This window comes from Rhizobium sp. Root149 (genome assembly GCF_001427345.1).
In the GTDB taxonomy this organism is placed as follows: Bacteria; Pseudomonadota; Alphaproteobacteria; order Rhizobiales; family Rhizobiaceae; genus Neorhizobium; species Neorhizobium rhizoryzae.
Map to the genome: position 1 here is coordinate 131,541 of NZ_LMGD01000024.1, position 16,392 is coordinate 147,932.

Consider the following 16,392-nt stretch of genomic DNA (forward strand, 5'->3'; position numbering starts at 1 on the left):
GCCCTCTACCTAAGTCTTGAGGATGGAAACCGCCGCCTCGCTGGCGTGGATGGCATCGTTTGCGCCAGGAAGCTTGGCAATCAGCAGTAGGAAAACGAGATCGCAGATGGCAAGCTGCGCATCGCGTGACGTGATGGCGGAGGAGCGAACCCGCTCTTCGTCGGCTACCGTATGCAGCGAGATGTCGGCGAGTTGTGCCAGCTTGTTCCCGTGCAGGCCTGTCAAGGTGATCACCTTGGCGCCACATGTGCGCGCCAGTTCCGCCAGCCGGATCGTCTCATTATTGCCGCCCGATTGCGAAATGGCGAACAGAACGTCACTCTCGCCCAACGAGGCGGCATTCGCCATCTGCACATGCGGGTCGCGGTCCATCAGCACCATCAGGCCAAGCTTCAGCAGTTTGTAGGAAAAGTCTCGCGCCACCAGCGATGAGGCACCGATACCCGCCAGATGAATACGGCGTGCCTTGGCGAGTGCTGCAACCGCTTGCGTCACCTCATCCTCGGCGTTCACCTGCATGGTCTGCTGCATGGCAGACACCTTGCTCGCCACCAGCTTCTGCTGAATAGTGACGAAATTATCGCCTGCATCGATCGTGCCGTGGATCATGCCGGAAGGCACGCGCCATTCCTGTGCCTTGGCCTTGGTGACGGCAAGCTTCAGCTGCTGATAGCCATCATAGCCGATCTTCTGCGAGAACTTGACCACGCTGGACTGGCTGCGCCCAGTGGCAGCCGCCAGTTCGGCCGAGGAAAGCTGAACCATGCGGTCGGGATCATCGATGATGAACTGGCCGATCTGGCGCTCGGCATCCGTCATGGAATCCAGCTTCGCCTGGATAACCTTGAGAACCGACATGATCCCTCCGCGGAATAAGCTATTCGAAATTTAAAAATTATCTGGAATATTATAGCGCCTATCCTATGATCGGTCACCCCCCGAATCCTGCATGTCGCAGTCTTTGACCGGATGACGAGCCCATGGACGAACTGCATATCACTGGCGGCAACAGGCTGGATGGCGCAGTGCCGATTTCCGGAGCCAAGAACGCCGCTCTTCCGCAAATCGCCGCAGCGCTCCTCTCTCCCCATCCGCTGGAGCTGACGAACCTGCCGAAGGTCTCGGATGTGGAGAACATGCTGCGGATTATTTCCCAGTATGGCGCGGAACTGAGACAGGATGCGGCAGGCACCACCATTCACGCAGCGCAACTGACGCCGGGCGAAGTGGATTATGAAACGGTGCGCAAAATGCGCGCTTCCATTCTTGTGCTGGCCCCTCTCCTGTCCCGGTTCGGTGCCGCCCGCGTTTCCTTGCCCGGCGGCTGCGCGATTGGCGCAAGGCCGGTTGATATGCACCTGAAGGTTCTGACCGCACTCGGCGCCACAGTCTTTGTCGAGGGCGGCTACATCGTTGCGTCTACCAATGGCGGCCTGAAAGGTGCGCGTATCGTTCTATCAGGGCCATCGGTTGGTGCCACGGAAACTGCATTGATGGCGGCCTGCTGTGCCAAGGGTGAAACGGAAATCCTGAATGCGGCCCGCGAGCCGGAAGTGGTGGATCTCGTCGCCTGCCTGACCGCCATGGGTGCCGAGATCGAAGGCGCTGGCACGCATCGCCTTCTGGTGAAGGGAGAAACGAACTGGCGGCCTTCCAGCCACCATGCCATTCCCGACCGTGTGGAAGCAGGCACCTATGCCGCCGCTGCGATGATCACCGGCGGGCGGATCGAGCTTGTCAATGCGCGCATGGAGCATATGGCATCCGTTCTGCAAGTGCTGGAAAGCATGGGTGCAACCGTATGGCCCGGAGACCGGGGGGTGGTGGTGAACGGCAGTGAACGGATCAAACATGCCGATATCACCACTGAGCCCTATCCCGGCTTTCCGACAGACCTCCAGGCGCAGTTCATGGCCATGGCCTGCCTTGCGGATGGAGCAAGCGTCATTCGCGAAACCATTTTCGAAAACCGCTTCATGCATGTGCCGGAACTGGGCCGTCTGGGAGCCGATATCGCCCTGAACGGAGCGGTGGCTCTGGTGCGAGGCAAGCCGTTCCTCAAGGGTGCGCCGGTCATGGCGACGGACCTGCGCGCCTCCGTCTGTCTCGTTCTGGCAGCGCTTGCGGCAGAGGGCGAAACGGTCATCAAGCGCGTCTATCATCTGGACCGCGGCTACGAGCAGTTGGACCGCAAGCTCTCCCAATGCGGCGCAAACATCCGGCGGGTGTCCCGATGACAGCCGAGTTGAAGGACCAGGTGCTCTTTCTCGGTGTCGATGGCGGCGGCACTGGCTGCCGTGCGAGACTGGTGGATGAGGCGGGAAACGTGCTGGGTCAGGGTCTTTCTGGCCCTGCCACCACGCGGCTGGGCGTCGAAAACGCCTGGGCCTCGGTTATGCGGGCCTGGACGGGGGCTGCGGAAGAAGCGGGCCTTAATCCCTTAGAGGCTCGCAACGTCAAAGCCGGGATCGGCATTGCAGGCCTCACACGGGCGGGATCCCGCGAAGAACTGGAAGCACTACCACATCCTTTCGGCAGCATATGCTTCACCTCAGATGGAGCAGCCGCCTGTTTAGGAGCCCATTCCGGCCAAGATGGCGGCATCGTCATTGCAGGTACGGGCTCCATCGGGCTTGCCATTGTCGGCGGGCAGGAGTTGCGCGCCGGTGGCTATGGCTTTCCCATTTCCGATGAGGGCAGCGGTGCCGACCTCGGCCTGAAGGCCATCCAGTTTTCTCTGCGGGCTTTCGATGGGCGGCGCGAAAAGACAGCCCTGCTGAACGAAGTGCTGAACCGTTTCGACCACACGCCTGCGAAGATCGTTGGTTGGATGGATAAGGCAACCGCCACCGATTACGCTACCTTCGCGCCGCTGGTTCTGCGCCATGCCGACCAAGGGGATGCGGCAGCACGGCAGATCGTGCAGGCGGGTGCCGAGCAGATCGATGCGCTGGTGCGCAGGCTGATAGAATACGGTGCGCCTCTGGTTACCCTACTGGGGGGTCTTTCCGGCCCTCTTGAGCCGTGGCTTTCACCCGATGTACGCCGCCGCTTGAAGCCTGCCGATGGCGATGCGGTGAGCGGCTCGATCATTCTCGCAAGGCGACTTTAATCCCCGACGACGAACTGATCAGGCGACCATTTTGGACATGACCCTTAAGGAATAATATATTCCTTTTCTCGTTGACAGTCGGAATATACGATCATAGTCTGTTAAAAAATGATGAGCGAGGATCCATGTCGCACCAGCACCTGATGGCCGAACTTGAGCAGCTGGTTTCGGAAGCTCGCAATCCCAAATCCATGTCGATCGATCTACTTCCGACGCAAGACATTCTGACCGTCATGAATCGGGAGGATGAACTGGTTCCGGCGGCGGTTGCCCGTGTTATCCCTGAAATCGCGAAGGCCGTGGACGAGATCGTCCGCGCGTTTCGCGAAGGCGGCCGCCTGATTTACATTGGTGCGGGAACGAGCGCCCGGCTTGGCGTTCTCGATGCATCCGAATGCCCGCCCACTTTCTCCGTGCCTGAGGGCATGGTGGTCGGTCTGATCGCAGGCGGTCCCAAGGCCATTCTGCATGCCGTGGAGGGTGCGGAAGACGATGTGGAAGAAGGCAAGCGCAATCTGCAAGAGATCAACCTGTCTGCCAAGGATGTCGTTGTCGGCATCGCGGTCAGCGGCAGAACACCCTATGTGGTCGGTGCGCTGACTTATGCGCAATCCATCGGCGCGAAGACGATTTCACTGACCTGCAATCCGCATTCGACGCTGGTCGAGATGGCAGACATCGCAATTGCGCCGGTCGTCGGGCCGGAAGTGGTAACCGGCTCCACGCGTCTGAAATCCGGCACCGCGCAAAAGCTGGTCTTGAACATGCTGACAACGGCCAGCATGATCCGCATTGGCAAGACCTATGAAAACCTGATGGTGGATCTGACCATCAGTAACCAGAAGCTCGAGGCGCGGGCTATCCGCATCATTGCCGAGGCAACGGGGTGTTCTGCGGACATTGCGGAGAGCCACCTGAAGAAGAGCGGCAATAACGTGAAGCGCGCAATCCTGATGATCCTCACAGGCATGGAAGCGCAGGATGCAGATCTCGCGCTGACCCGGCATGACGGTTTTCTTCGCAAGGCAATTGCAGAGGCGCAGGCCTGAACGAATTTTTCGCTGAGTGCCCGGCCTTCAGAAGCTTCGGGACCAGCTCACCAGAGGGAGAATGAGCATGACACTGAAAATCGCCTGTAAATGGCTGGCCTGTGCTGCCGTCGTTGGTGGCCTCATGGGTGCCACTGCCACTCCAAGCCTTGCCGCAACGTTGAAAATGGCCTGGGCGCAGGATGCAACCGGCCTCGACCCGCACAAGCAGACGGCCTTTTCGTCCATTCGCCTGCTCGAACTCATCTATGAACCGCTGGTGCGCCTTGATGGTGATCTCAAGGTCGTTCCGGCTCTTGCCAAGGAATGGACCTTCTCTTCCGATGCCAAGACGCTGACCTTCAAGCTGGACCCTGCGGCGAAGTTTCATAACGGCGCGGCTGTTACATCCGCCGATGTGAAGGCCTCCTTCACCCGTATTCTGGATCAGGCGACCGGTGCCGCCGCGCGCGCCAACTATCTGTCGATCGCCAGCATCGATACGCCCGATGACAAGACTGTCGTCTTCAACCTCTCCCAGCCGGATGTGCCCTTGCTGACAGCCATGGGCAGCATCAATGCAGCCATCGTCCCGGCGTCCGAAATCACCGGCGGCAAGATCGGCACGGCAGCTGTCGGCACCGGCCCCTTCAAGCTGGAAAAGTGGGAGCCGAACCAGAAGGAAGTGCTGAAAGCCAATGCCGAATGGGCTGGCGGTAAGGTGGGTGTCGATGGTATCGACATTAGCGTCCTGCCGGATGAAAACGCCATTCTCGCAGCCCTTCGCGCCAAGCAGGTGGATTTCGCCCTACTGAACGATCCGCTGGTCGCAACGCTCGTGCCAAAGGTTGCCGGATTGACGCTGAACCGCAAGCCGGTCCTCTCCTACCACGTGCTGCAACTCAACCCATCGCGCAAGCCGATGACGGAACTGGCCGTTCGTCAGGCCATTTCCTGCGCCATCGACCGGCAGGATGTTCTGGATACCGCCCTTCTGGGTGAAGGCCAGATCACCGGCCCTCTGACCATGCCGCTCTATCGTTCGGATCCGAACTCTCTCTTCTGCTACAAGAAGGATCTGGAGAAGGCGAAGAAGCTGATGGCTGATGCTGGCTTCAAGGATGGCTTTTCGGCTACCGTGATCGCAGCAACCGGCGAGCCGCCAACCGCTGCTTCCGAAGCGCAGGTGATCCAGTCGCAACTGAAGGAGATCGGCATCAAGCTCGATATCAAGCTGATGGAACTGAACGTCTATGTCGACACCTGGCTGAAGGGTGATTTCGATATGGCCGTGGCTCTCAACGGCGGCCGCGCTGATCCCTACACCATGTATAACCGTTACTGGACCAAGGCCGGCAACCTGCAAAAGGTATCAAACTACGTCGATGACACGCTGGATGATCTGATGCAGAAGGGCCGCGTGGAAACCGATATTGCCAAGCGCAAGGAAATCTTTGCTGCCTTCGACAAGCATCTTGCTGAAAAATCGCCGTGGATCTGGCTCTACACCGGCTATTCCTACACGGCACAGCAGCAGAACGTACAAAACTTCGTCGCAACCCCTGATGGATCGCTCTTCGGGCTTTCCAAGGTTTCGTTGAAGTAATCAAGAGTTCGAGGCGGATGACACGATGAACTACCTGCTACGACGTCTCGTCACATTCCCTCTTGTGATGCTGGGCGTCTCTATTCTGGTTTTCGTGGCCATCCGCCTCGTACCCGGTGACTCCATCACGGCCATGCTCGGCACGGAAGCGGGCCTTTTGACGCCGGATCAGCGCCAGGCGCTTGCCGCCTATTTCGGCCTCGATCAAGGCTGGCTCGTTCAATATGGCAAATGGCTGTCCGGCGTTATCTCCGGCAATCTCGGCCTGTCGGTTACCTATGGAAAGCCAGTGCTGGACGTGATCCTCCAGCGCTTTCCGCTGACGCTGGAGCTTGCCGTTCTTTCCATGCTGATTGCCATTTGCTGCGGCCTGCCGCTTGGCGTGTTCGCCGCCACGCGCAGTGGGCGCGGCTCTGATCTCGGCGTGCGGATTTTCGCGATGATCGGCCAATCGACGCCCAGTTTCGTCATCGGTCTTGGCATCATCTACGTTCTCTCGGCGGGCTTCGGTATCCTGCCGTCCATGGGCGAATACATTCCGTTCGCACAGGACCCGCTTGGCAATCTCAGCCAGCTGATACTGCCCGCGCTGACACTTGGGCTTTCTTTCACCGCCTCCGTGACCCGCATTTCCCGCTCCGCGATGCTGGATGTGCTGAGCGACGATTATGTCAGAACGGCCCGCAGCAAGGGCGTATCCAAACGCCATGTCATCTGGCGGCACGCCCTGCCCAATGCGCTGATCCCGGTTGTGACCCTCAGCGGTGTCGAGTTCGGATATCTGCTGGGCGGTGCCGTGCTGGTGGAGCAGATTTTCGCGCTGCCCGGCCTTGGCCGCATGACGCTGGAGGCCATTCTTCAGCGGGATTATGCGCTGGTGCAGGGTGCCGTTCTGTTCGTGGCGCTGAACTTCATGATCGTCAATCTTCTGGTTGATCTCGCCTATGTCATGCTCGACCCGCGCATTCGTCTCGGAGGCCGGTCATGAGAAGCTTCCTCACGAGACTGCTCGGCCATTCGAGCGGGCGGATCGGCGCGTTCATCGTCTGCCTCTATCTTGCGATCGCCCTTGCCGCATGGTTTGGCCTCACGCCTTACGATCCGCTGAAACAGTTCCGCATTGACCGGCTTCAGGGGCCAAGTGCGGCTCACTGGATGGGAACCGACATGTTCGGTCGCGATGTGATGAGCCGGTTGATGATCGGCATCGGCCAGTCGTTTCTCGTTGCCTTTTCCTCGGTGGGCATTGCAGCCATTGTTGGCACCATCCTTGGTTTGACTGCCGCATGGTTCGGTCGCCTGTGGGATGGCGTGGTGATGCGGTTGATGGATGTTCTGCTGGCGTTTCCGGCCATTCTGCTGGCGCTGCTGTTCATTACCGTGGTCGGCCCCGGCACCTTTACCAGCATTCTCGCGATTGCTTTTGTCTATACGCCGATCTTCACCCGCGTGGTGCGCGGTCCTGCCCTGTCCATCCGGGCGCGGGATTTCGTCGATGCGGCCCGCACCTTCGGCAGTTCCACCAGCTATATCCTGACGCGGCACCTCATGCTGAACCTCGTGGCACCTTTGACCGTGCAGGTGACGCTGGCGCTGGCATGGTCGCTGTTGACGGAATCGGGCTTGAGCTTCCTCGGCCTTGGCACACAGCCGCCGAATTCTTCGCTCGGCCTCATGCTGGCCGACAGCATAAACCTCATGGAAATGGCACCGTGGCTGCTGATCTTTCCGGGCCTCACCGTCATGCTCGGCATTCTCGGCTTCAACCTGTTGGGAGATGCGCTGCGCGATCTTCTGGATCCACGTATGCGCAGGGTCGCGGCATGACACAGCTTCTCTCGGTTCAAAACCTCAGCGTTGGCTTCGGCAAAGGCAACACCGTCAAGCCGATCATCCGCGATGCCAGCTTCACGCTCGATGCCGGTGAAACGCTGGCCATTGTCGGCGAGAGTGGGTCCGGCAAGTCAGTCACTGCGCTGTCCATCAACCGGCTGATCGATTACGGCGGCGGGCGGATTCTGAATGGGCGGATCGATTTCGCCGCCTCGAACGGCCGCACGGTGGATCTCGCAACACTCGCCGAGCATGAGCTTGAGCGCGTCCGCGGGTCCGAAATCGGCATGATCTTTCAGGAGCCGATGACCTCGCTTAACCCCGTCGTCACCATCGGCAAGCAAATCGAGGAAGTGTTCCGCCTGCAAGGTAAGAGTGGTTCAGAGTCCCGGGCCGAGACGCTTCGCGCGCTGGATCGCGTGCGCATTGCCGATGCCTCCCGCCGTCTCGGTTACTATCCGCATCAGCTGTCCGGCGGCATGCTCCAGCGGGTGATGATCGCCATGGCGCTCGCCGCCTCCCCTCGCCTGCTGATTGCGGATGAGCCGACAACGGCGCTCGACGTCAGCGTACAAGCGCAGATCATGGCGCTCTTGTCAGAACTTCAGCGAGAAACCGGCACCGGCCTCATCTTCATCACGCATGATCTCGGCCTCGTCGCAGGCATTGCAGACCGTGTGATGGTGATGCAAGCGGGACAGGTGGTTGAGCAGGGGGCGGCGGACCAGATCCTCGATCATGCTGAGCACCCCTACACGCAGCATCTCTTGAAGGCGGTTCCGCACTTCACCAATGGCAACCATGTGCGGGAGGATGCGCCGCGCCTTTCGCCATCGGCAGCGAAGGCCTGCCTTTCGGTGGAAGGTCTCACCGTTCGCTTTCCCGCCACTGGCGGTCTTCTTCGCCGCTCCATTGGCGCCATTCATGCGGTGGAATCCGTCGATTTCGATATCCTGCCGGGGGAAACGCTGGCCATTGTCGGAGAAAGCGGTTCGGGCAAGTCCACCACGGCGCGTGCATTGCTGGGTCTGGTGAACCCAACGCGTGGGACATTCCGTGCTGATGCACAGCAGGCCACGCAATCGCAAAAACCGATGCAGATGGTGTTCCAGAACCCCTATGCCTCGCTGAACCCGCGCCTTGACGTGCAAAGCCTGCTGGCCGAGCCGGTGCTTGCAACCGGGCAAGGCATCACGAAAGATGTCCAAGCCCGGATGGTCTCGCTGCTGGAGCGCGTCGGCCTGCCGAGCGATAGCCTCGCCCGCTATCCGCATGAATTTTCCGGCGGCCAACGTCAGCGCCTCTGCATTGCCCGCGCTCTCATGCTCGATCCTTCCATTCTGGTTTTGGATGAGGCGGTGTCGGCGCTGGATGTCTCGGTTCAGGCGCGGGTGCTCGACCTGCTGATCGATCTCCAGAAAGAGCGCAATCTCGCCTATCTCTTCGTCTCACATGATATGGCCGTGGTGGAGCGGATTGCCCATCGCGTGGCCGTGCTTTACGGCGGGCAGATCGTTGAAATCGGCGATGCGCGCTCGGTTCTCTCCAACCCGCAACATGACTATACGAAGAAGCTGATTGCCGCAGTGCCGACCATGGAGCGTCGTCGCGAAGGCTTCAAGCTGAACCTGGAAGCCGTGCCAACGCTTCTGCGTCCAGCCGGATATGAGCCTCAGCCCGCGCAATGGTTCACCCTCGCGCAGGATCATCGCGTGCGTATTCCGCCAGCCGCCAATGCCTGAAACCCGGATTTGACCATGCCAGAAACTGCCGATCTTGCCGCCCCGTTCGAAGCCGCCTTTGCGTTGCTGAAGACCAGCATCGACGAAGGCAGCATTCCCGGCGGCGTACTTGGCATGATCGACATCCAAGGCAATCGCCTGACCCGCGCCATTGGCTTGGCGCAAAAGGTCGGCGGCGAACGCCCCATGACCGTCGATACATGGTTCGATCTTGCGTCGCTCACCAAAGTGATATTCACGACGCGTCGCATTCTGGAACTGGCAGCGGCTGGCACCATCGATCTCGATGCGCCGCTCACCACCGTCATTCCGGATTTTCGGCAATATGCGCCGAACTGCTGGGAGCGCACGGTTACCTTCCGCCAATGTCTCGGCCACCAGACGCCCTTTCCGGCTGTCGAGCCGATCTATACCTATGGCGATGACCCTGACCGCTTGCGGGCTTTCGTGCTTCAACGCGAGTGGAAACGGGGGGAGCCGGCCTATTCCGACATCAACTATATCCTTCTCGGCATTGCGCTGGAGCGGCTGGCAGGAAAACACATTCGCGAAATGGATGCCGGTTCCGGCTTTGCCTTTTCAGGCGACCCTAAGGTTACAGCCGCGACCGAGTTCTGCGCCTGGCGCAACCGCATGATTTGCGGCGATGTGCATGACGAGAACTGCTATGCGCTGCAAGGCTCTGGCCACGCAGGGCTGTTCGGCACGGCTGATGCGGTTCTGGATTATGCACGCGATCTTCTGCAGCGCGACCTGACGAATGACCCTGTGGTGAAATGGATGCGCCAGCCATTGTCGCAGAAACGTACTCATGGCTGGGAACGCCCCTATGCCGGTTGGTCCGGCGGATCGCTTTGCAATGACAGCGTCATCGGCCATACGGGCTTTACCGGCACTGCTCTCTGGATCGATTTCAAGCGCGGTCGGGCCTGGACGCTTCTGACCAACCGCGTTCACCCCACCCGCCATTTCGACAGCGGTATTTTTGCGCTAAGGGCAGCGTTAAGCGATGTCATCAACCGATACTAAGGAGAGACTGATGCAACCGATCTGGGCTGTAGGTTTGATGACCGGAACCGTTCTCGATGGAAACATCGACGTTGCTCTCCTGAAAACCGATGGCGAGCGGATCGAGGAATTCGGTGCCTATACGCTGGCACCCTACGACCAGTCGGTTCGTGATCTGCTGGAGGAAACGCTTGCTCAGGCGCGCAAATGGAATTTCGAAGGGCCTGAACCGGAGATCTTCACTCGTGCAGAGGAAGCTTTGACACGGGCGCAATCGACAGCCGTGCGTGAACTCGTGGAAAGCACCGGCCTTTCCATGGCAGAGATCGGCGTTGTCGGATTCCACGGTCAAACGGTTCTGCACCGCGCCCCGCAGCCGGGCCGCATTGGCGCGACGCGCCAGCTGGGCGATGGCGAGTTGATGGCAGAGCTTCTGGGCTGCAAAGTTGCCTATGATTTCCGCAGCGCTGATGTGCGCGCCGGGGGACAGGGTGCGCCGCTCGCCGCTGCCTATCATTCCGCTTTGCTGAAAGGCGTTTCGCAGGATGGCTCTGCGGCCATTCTCAATCTCGGCGGCGTTGCAAACACCACTTGGAGCAACGGAAAAGGCCATGTCGTAGCCTTCGATACGGGCCCGGCCAATGCGCCGATCAATGACTGGATCAAGCAGCATGGTCGCGGCGATATGGATCGCGATGGCCTGATAGCAGCTTCAGGCACGGTGAACGAGGAGCGCCTGCAAAAGCTTCTGCAACATCCTTATCTGACGGCAAAGTTCCCCAAATCGCTGGATCGTTTCGACTTTGGCGCCGGCATGGCAGACGGGCTTTCGCTGGAGGATGGTGCGGCCACCCTGACAGCTTTCACAGCATCGGCTGTTGGCAAGGCGCTGGATCTGCTGCCGCAGCGACCTGAAAAGCTCTTCGTCAGCGGTGGCGGTCGCCATAATCCGACGCTGATGAAGATGTTGGGCGAACGTGCCAAGGTCGAGGTTCAACCGGCGGAAACGCTGGGTTGGCGCGGTGATGCGGTGGAGGCCGAATGCTTCGCCTTCCTCGCCGTGCGCGTGCTTCGCGACATGCCGATCAGCTTCCCCACCACGACAGGTGCACCGGAACCGCTGAAGGGCGGTCGACTGGCAGGATAGTCAGAGCTTTTTCTTCAGAAACTTCCGGGTGCGCCCGATGGGAAAATCCGGAAGTTCGCCGAAGACTGCATAGCCCTGACGGGTATAAGCCTTTTCAGCGACGGGATTGAAAGTATCTATCCAGGCGGAATGGCAGCCTCGGGCCCTTGCTTCATCCTCTGCCGCCTGCAGCATGCGGCCTGCCATGCCTTGGCCGCGAAGGCTTTCATCCACCCACAGCCATTGCGTGAAAAGCCAGCCCCAGCCGGTATAGCCATTGATGCCCGCCTTGAGAGCGCCCGCCTCGTCCCGAACAAGAATTGCCAGAGTTCTGCGCTCCGACGGCCCGACATCGGCGTCGTTGAAGGCTGAGAGGTTTTCACCGATGGCGCCAAGCTCATTCGGCTCTGGTTTATCCGTTACAACGAGTTTCGTGTTCATTTTTGTGTTGTAAGCGGCATTCACTACGCTGACCAGAGACAAAACGCTTCACACCACACGCGTGAATGCCTAGCTTCGCCCCAAATCACGGACGGGGTGTAAGGGCGGATGGAACCAGAAGCTGCAACAGGTAGCGATCGCAAAAGAGGCTCAGGCGTCAAGCTGGCCTATGATGTGCTGCGCGATGAAATTCTCGATCTCGTGTTGCAACCGGGAAGCGCGATTGACGAGGTTCAACTAGCCGAACGCTTCAACATGTCGCGAACGCCGATCCGCGAGGCACTGGTACGACTAGCAGCAGAAGGCTTGATCCACACTCTGCCCAATCGGTCGACGCTTGTCGCGCCGATCGATTTCCTGAACATGCACACCTATTTCGATGCGTTGGTGCTGATGTATCGCGTCACGACCAAACTGGCGGCACAGAATCATGACCCCAAGGATCTGAGCGTCATCCGGGAAAAGCAGCAGCATTTTGCAGCTGCCGTTCAGGCACAGGATGCGCTGGCGATGATAGCGACAAATGCGGAATTCCATCTGGCGATCTCGGAAGCGGGAAAAAATGCCTATTTTACAGGCCTTTTCAAGCGCTTGCTGGATGAGGGAAGGCGCATACTCCGGCTCTATTACCAGTCTTACAACGACCGTTTGCCCCAGCGGTTCGTTCAAGAACACGAGGACATTATCGAAGCTTTGGAGCAACGGGATCTTGATGCGGCCGAACGCCTGGCCCGCGATCATGCCGAGCAGATCGTCGCTCAGGTTCAGAAGCTGCTGGTACAAGGCGAGCGGCTGAAGATAGAAATCTGATCATCTAAATTTCTTGTCGACAAATAAAATACAAAGATCTATAAATGCGGCCAGAGGATAGCCGCCGCCCTTGCGCGGGCGAACAGAGGGAATAGACGCATGGCAACTTCCGTATTTTCAGGCGTCATGCCTGCCCTGATGACTCCTTGCAAAGCAGATCGCACGCCAGATTTCGACGCGCTGGTGCGCAAGGGTCAGGAGTTGATTGCAGCGGGAATGTCAGCCGTTATCTACTGCGGCTCTATGGGTGACTGGCCGCTTTTGACGGATGCGCAGCGCATGGAAGGCGTGGAGCGTCTGGCCAAGGCTGGCGTTCCGGTCATCGTCGGCACCGGTGCGGTCAACACGGCAACGGCAGTGGCCCATGCGGCTCATGCGCAGAAGGTTGGCGCAAAGGGTTTGATGGTCATTCCTCGCGTCCTGTCGCGCGGCTCCGTCATCTCCGCACAGAAGGCGCACTTCAAGGCGATCCTCTCTGCAGCACCCGATCTTCCGGCCGTCATCTACAACAGCCCCTATTATGGCTTTGCCACCCGCGCCGACCTGTTTTTCGCGCTACGCGCCGATCACCCGAACCTCGTCGGCTTCAAGGAGTTCGGCGGCGCTGACGACCTGCGCTATGCGGCGGAGAACATCACCAGCCGCGCTGACGAGGTGACATTGATGATCGGCGTCGATACGGCCGTCTTCCACGGCTATGTCAATTGCGGCGCAAGCGGTGCCATCACGGGCATAGGTAATGTGCTGCCGAAGGAAGTTCTTCACCTTTGCAAGCTTTCACAGGCCGCCGCTGCAGGCGATTTCGACGCTCGCACCCGAGCACTCGAACTGGAAAGCGCGCTCGGCGTACTCTCCTCCTTCGACGAAGGCCCGGATCTGGTTCTCTTCTTCAAGTACATGATGGTGCTGAAGGGTGAGAGCGAATACACGCTGCACTTCAACGAAACCGACGAACTGACGGAAAGCCAGCGCGGCTATGTGGAGGCGCAGTTCAAGCTCTTCAACACCTGGTACGCAGGCTGGAGCCAGCAGTCGGGTGCCGTCCAGACCTACATGCCTTGATGTATTGCGCCGGGGTGAGCAACGTCAAATTTGATAAATATCAAGATTGACGGTGCTCCCTTTGGCAGCAAACCTCTTGAACTCTGAAGCGTCAGCCGATAACGACCTTGATGATCTCAACTCAATCGGGCGTTTCGGCATGGCTCCAGAATTCCTCGTAACGCATTCCGGCGGTTTCCACGCGGATGAGCTTCTGTCGAGTGTCGTCCTCACGCGCCTGTATCCACAGGCTCGCATCGTACGCAGCCGCGCACCGGAGTGGATCACACCGGCAGGTGACCGCATCATCTACGATGTCGGCGGGGCATTCGATCCGGACGCCCGCATATTCGATCATCACCAGCGCGGCGCGCCCTTGCGCGATGACGGTCAACCGTTCAGCTCTTTTGGTCTGGTCTGGCGGCATTACGGGCAGGATTATCTGCGTGCCTTGCAGGTTCCAGAAAAGGACGTCGTCACCCTTCATCAAAGCTTCGATCAGGACTTCGTTCTGCCGATCGATCTCATGGACAATGGGGCACTGAACCCATCGGCAGCTGGACCGCTGGCCGATCTCACTTTGCCGGTTCTTCTGGAAACGCTGAAGCCGGTTTTCGATGATAAGTCACCGGAAGCCGACGACCGGGCGTTTCATGTCGCGCTCGTCATTGCTCGCAGCTTCGTGGAGGCGAACCTGAAGCAAGACGCCGCCAAGCTGCGCGCCGAATCCATGGTGATGGAGGCGATCGCCGCCGCCGGAGAGAGCCAGGTTCTGGAACTGCCCATGGGAATGCCTTTCCGCCCCGCCATCGTAAAAGCGGGCGCGGAGCATCTCCTTTTTGTCGTGCACCCGCGCGATCAGGATTGGTGCCTCACTGGCATCCGTCGGGTCAGTGACAGTTTCGAATTGCGCGCGGATCTGCCAAAAGCCTGGGCAGGCCTGACCGGTCAGGCACTGGCCGATGTAAGCGGCGTGGCAGGTGCCACCTTCTGCCACAACGGCCGCTTCATTGCCGCAGCAGCCACGCGGGAAGCAGCTCTGCAACTGGCAGAACTTGCCGTCGCAGAGCATCTGAAAGCAGTTTGACGAACAGTTTCAGCTTTCCAGCGCTTGGACCTTGCGCGTGAGATCATCGAGATAGGCTGTCACGGACAAATCGGAGCCTGTCGCATCCATAAGCAACTGGCTGGGCGACTTAGAGCGCCCGAACTGATGAACATTGCAGTTCAACCAGTTTTTCAAGGGCTCATAATCGCCTGTCTCGAGACCACCCGAGACCTCCGTTTCACGATTGGCAGCGGCGAAGAACTGCGATGACATGATGTTGCCCAGCGTGTAGGTGGGGAACGAGCCGACCAGCCCCGACGACCAGTGAACATCCTGCAGCACGCCCAGCGTATCATTCGGCACGTCAAGACCCAGATAGGCCTTCACCTCCTCCCGCCAGATTGCGGGCAGATCCGACACACGAATGTCTCCGGCCATTAATCCAGCCTCGATCTTCGAGCGAAGCATGATGTGAAAATCATAGGTCAGCTCATCCGCCTCAACGCGAATAAAGCCGGGCCGCGTGGCGTTAACGGCCCGCCAGAAGGCATCTGCATCAACATCCGCCAGCTGATCCGGGAAGCTGGCTTGCAGTTCCTTGAAGTGAAGTTCCCAGAAGCGGCGCGAGCGGCCAACGCGGTTTTCCCACAGGCGTGATTGGGATTCGTGAACACCGAAACTTGCGCCGCCAACGGCATAAAGGTTGATGAAATCGGTGGCAAAGACCGAGCGTGAGAAGGCATGTGCCACGCCCTGCTCGTACATGCCGTGACCTGCCTCGTGCCAGACGGCGAACAGACCCGCCGGCAGCCAGTTCTCCCGAAAACGTCCGGTAATGCGCACATCCGAACTGGTGAAGGAAATCTCGAACGGATGTACGGCATCATCCAGACGACCGCGATTGAAATCGTAGCCGAAGCGCGCCGCCATCTTGCTGGAAAAGTCTCGCTGCTTCTCGACCGGATAGCTGCGTTCCAGAATATTGCCACGCGTTCGCACCTGCTTGGCCCGCTCCAGAAGCGGCAGCAGTCCCTTGCTCAGATCGTCATAGACGGTTTTCAGCCGCGACCAGCTCATGCCCGGTTCGTAAGCCGAAATCGCCGCATCATAGGGATGCTCACCGTAACCGATTGCTTGCGCGATCTGCCGCTGCATCTCCATGGTGCGTTCGAGATAAGGCGCAAAGGTCGCAAAATCATTCGCAGCACGGGCATTGGTCCAAGACCCTTGGGCGACCGTCTTGAGTTCCGCCGCTGCACTGATGAGGTCCGCCGGAATTCGGGACAGCACGGCAATCGCGTCTTTCGCCTGTTCGACGGCCAGACGGCGGGTATCGCTTGGCGCAACGCCCTCCAGTTCCACTTGCGCATGCTCGATGGAACGCTGAAGCGTGTCGCTGGTCGCCATGTCCCTGGCAATGCCGACAAGTGTTGCAATCTGCTTGGCTCGCGCTTCCAGCCCGCCGGGCGGCATCATCGTGCGCGAATCCCAGGTCAGCAGATTGACCGAACAGAGAACATCATTGACGCGGGCAATCTCTGCTTCGAATGCGGCATAGCTCATTTTGTGCTCCTTCGCGAGCTTCTGACTCATGACC

The 16,392-nt window shown here is 59.3% G+C and carries 15 protein-coding genes; 12 read left to right on the forward strand and 3 right to left on the reverse strand.

All coding sequences use genetic code 11. From position 1 onward, the window contains the following. Nucleotides 1–9: 9 nt before the first annotated feature. Nucleotides 10–858, reverse strand: coding sequence for a MurR/RpiR family transcriptional regulator (locus ASD54_RS23635; RefSeq protein ID WP_062557046.1), 849 nt, complete (start codon nt 856–858; stop codon nt 10–12). A gap of 122 nt (nt 859–980) precedes the next feature. On the opposite strand from ASD54_RS23635, the gene murA reads away from it, so the two are divergent. The 9 genes from murA to ASD54_RS23680 all read left to right on the forward strand — a co-directional run bounded on the left by murA (nt 981) and on the right by ASD54_RS23680 (nt 11,476). Next, nucleotides 981–2,237: a UDP-N-acetylglucosamine 1-carboxyvinyltransferase gene (gene murA / locus ASD54_RS23640; RefSeq protein WP_062557047.1), complete on the forward strand. Its 1,257-nt coding sequence runs from the start codon at nt 981–983 to the stop codon at nt 2,235–2,237. After that, a complete protein-coding gene (locus tag ASD54_RS23645; protein WP_062557183.1) occupies nt 2,234–3,112 on the forward strand; it encodes an N-acetylglucosamine kinase in 879 nt (292 codons plus the stop codon). The genes murA and ASD54_RS23645 overlap by 4 nt, the downstream gene beginning before the upstream one ends. Nucleotides 3,113–3,237: 125 nt before the next feature. Further along, nucleotides 3,238–4,161 carry an N-acetylmuramic acid 6-phosphate etherase gene (murQ, locus tag ASD54_RS23650; protein ID WP_062557048.1) on the forward strand — a complete coding sequence of 308 codons (924 nt, stop codon included), beginning with the start codon at nt 3,238–3,240 and terminating at the stop codon, nt 4,159–4,161. Nucleotides 4,162–4,285: 124 nt separating this feature from the next. Then, nucleotides 4,286–5,746 carry an ABC transporter substrate-binding protein gene (locus ASD54_RS23655; RefSeq protein ID WP_244484843.1) on the forward strand — a complete coding sequence of 487 codons (1,461 nt, stop codon included), beginning with the start codon at nt 4,286–4,288 and terminating at the stop codon, nt 5,744–5,746. 25 nt (nt 5,747–5,771) lie between these two features. Next, a complete protein-coding gene (locus ASD54_RS23660; protein ID WP_062557050.1) occupies nt 5,772–6,734 on the forward strand; it encodes an ABC transporter permease in 963 nt (320 codons plus the stop codon). After that, entirely contained in the window at nt 6,731–7,573 is an 843-nt protein-coding gene (locus ASD54_RS23665; protein WP_062557051.1) for an ABC transporter permease, read from the forward strand. Before ASD54_RS23660 ends, ASD54_RS23665 begins: the two co-directional genes overlap by 4 nt. After that, nucleotides 7,570–9,321 carry an ABC transporter ATP-binding protein gene (locus ASD54_RS23670; protein WP_062557052.1) on the forward strand — a complete coding sequence of 584 codons (1,752 nt, stop codon included), beginning with the start codon at nt 7,570–7,572 and terminating at the stop codon, nt 9,319–9,321. Before ASD54_RS23665 ends, ASD54_RS23670 begins: the two co-directional genes overlap by 4 nt. A 15-nt stretch (nt 9,322–9,336) precedes the next feature. Beyond that, entirely contained in the window at nt 9,337–10,350 is a 1,014-nt protein-coding gene (locus ASD54_RS23675; protein ID WP_062557053.1) for a serine hydrolase domain-containing protein, read from the forward strand. A 10-nt stretch (nt 10,351–10,360) separates the two neighbouring features. Further along, a complete protein-coding gene (locus tag ASD54_RS23680; protein WP_062557054.1) occupies nt 10,361–11,476 on the forward strand; it encodes an anhydro-N-acetylmuramic acid kinase in 1,116 nt (371 codons plus the stop codon). Here the strand turns inward: ASD54_RS23680 and ASD54_RS23685 are convergent, their stop codons facing one another. Next, nucleotides 11,477–11,896: a GNAT family N-acetyltransferase gene (locus ASD54_RS23685; protein ID WP_062557184.1), complete on the reverse strand. Its 420-nt coding sequence runs from the start codon at nt 11,894–11,896 to the stop codon at nt 11,477–11,479. 108 nt (nt 11,897–12,004) lie between these two features. On the opposite strand from ASD54_RS23685, the gene ASD54_RS23690 reads away from it, so the two are divergent. The 3 genes from ASD54_RS23690 to ASD54_RS23700 all read left to right on the forward strand — a co-directional run bounded on the left by ASD54_RS23690 (nt 12,005) and on the right by ASD54_RS23700 (nt 14,834). Beyond that, entirely contained in the window at nt 12,005–12,706 is a 702-nt protein-coding gene (locus ASD54_RS23690; RefSeq protein WP_062557055.1) for a GntR family transcriptional regulator, read from the forward strand. A 99-nt stretch (nt 12,707–12,805) separates the two neighbouring features. Continuing rightward, nucleotides 12,806–13,768 (forward strand): dihydrodipicolinate synthase family protein, encoded by a 963-nt coding sequence (locus ASD54_RS23695; protein WP_062557056.1) that lies wholly within the window; start codon nt 12,806–12,808, stop codon nt 13,766–13,768. A 139-nt stretch (nt 13,769–13,907) separates the two neighbouring features. Continuing rightward, a complete protein-coding gene (locus tag ASD54_RS23700) occupies nt 13,908–14,834 on the forward strand; it encodes an MYG1 family protein (protein ID WP_062557185.1) in 927 nt (308 codons plus the stop codon). 9 nt (nt 14,835–14,843) lie between these two features. On the opposite strand, the gene ASD54_RS23705 is transcribed toward ASD54_RS23700, so the two are convergent. Beyond that, on the reverse strand, nt 14,844–16,358 hold the full coding sequence (locus ASD54_RS23705; RefSeq protein ID WP_062557186.1) for a carboxypeptidase M32: 1,515 nt from the start codon (nt 16,356–16,358) through the stop codon (nt 14,844–14,846). Between the last annotated feature and the right edge of the window lie 34 nt (nt 16,359–16,392).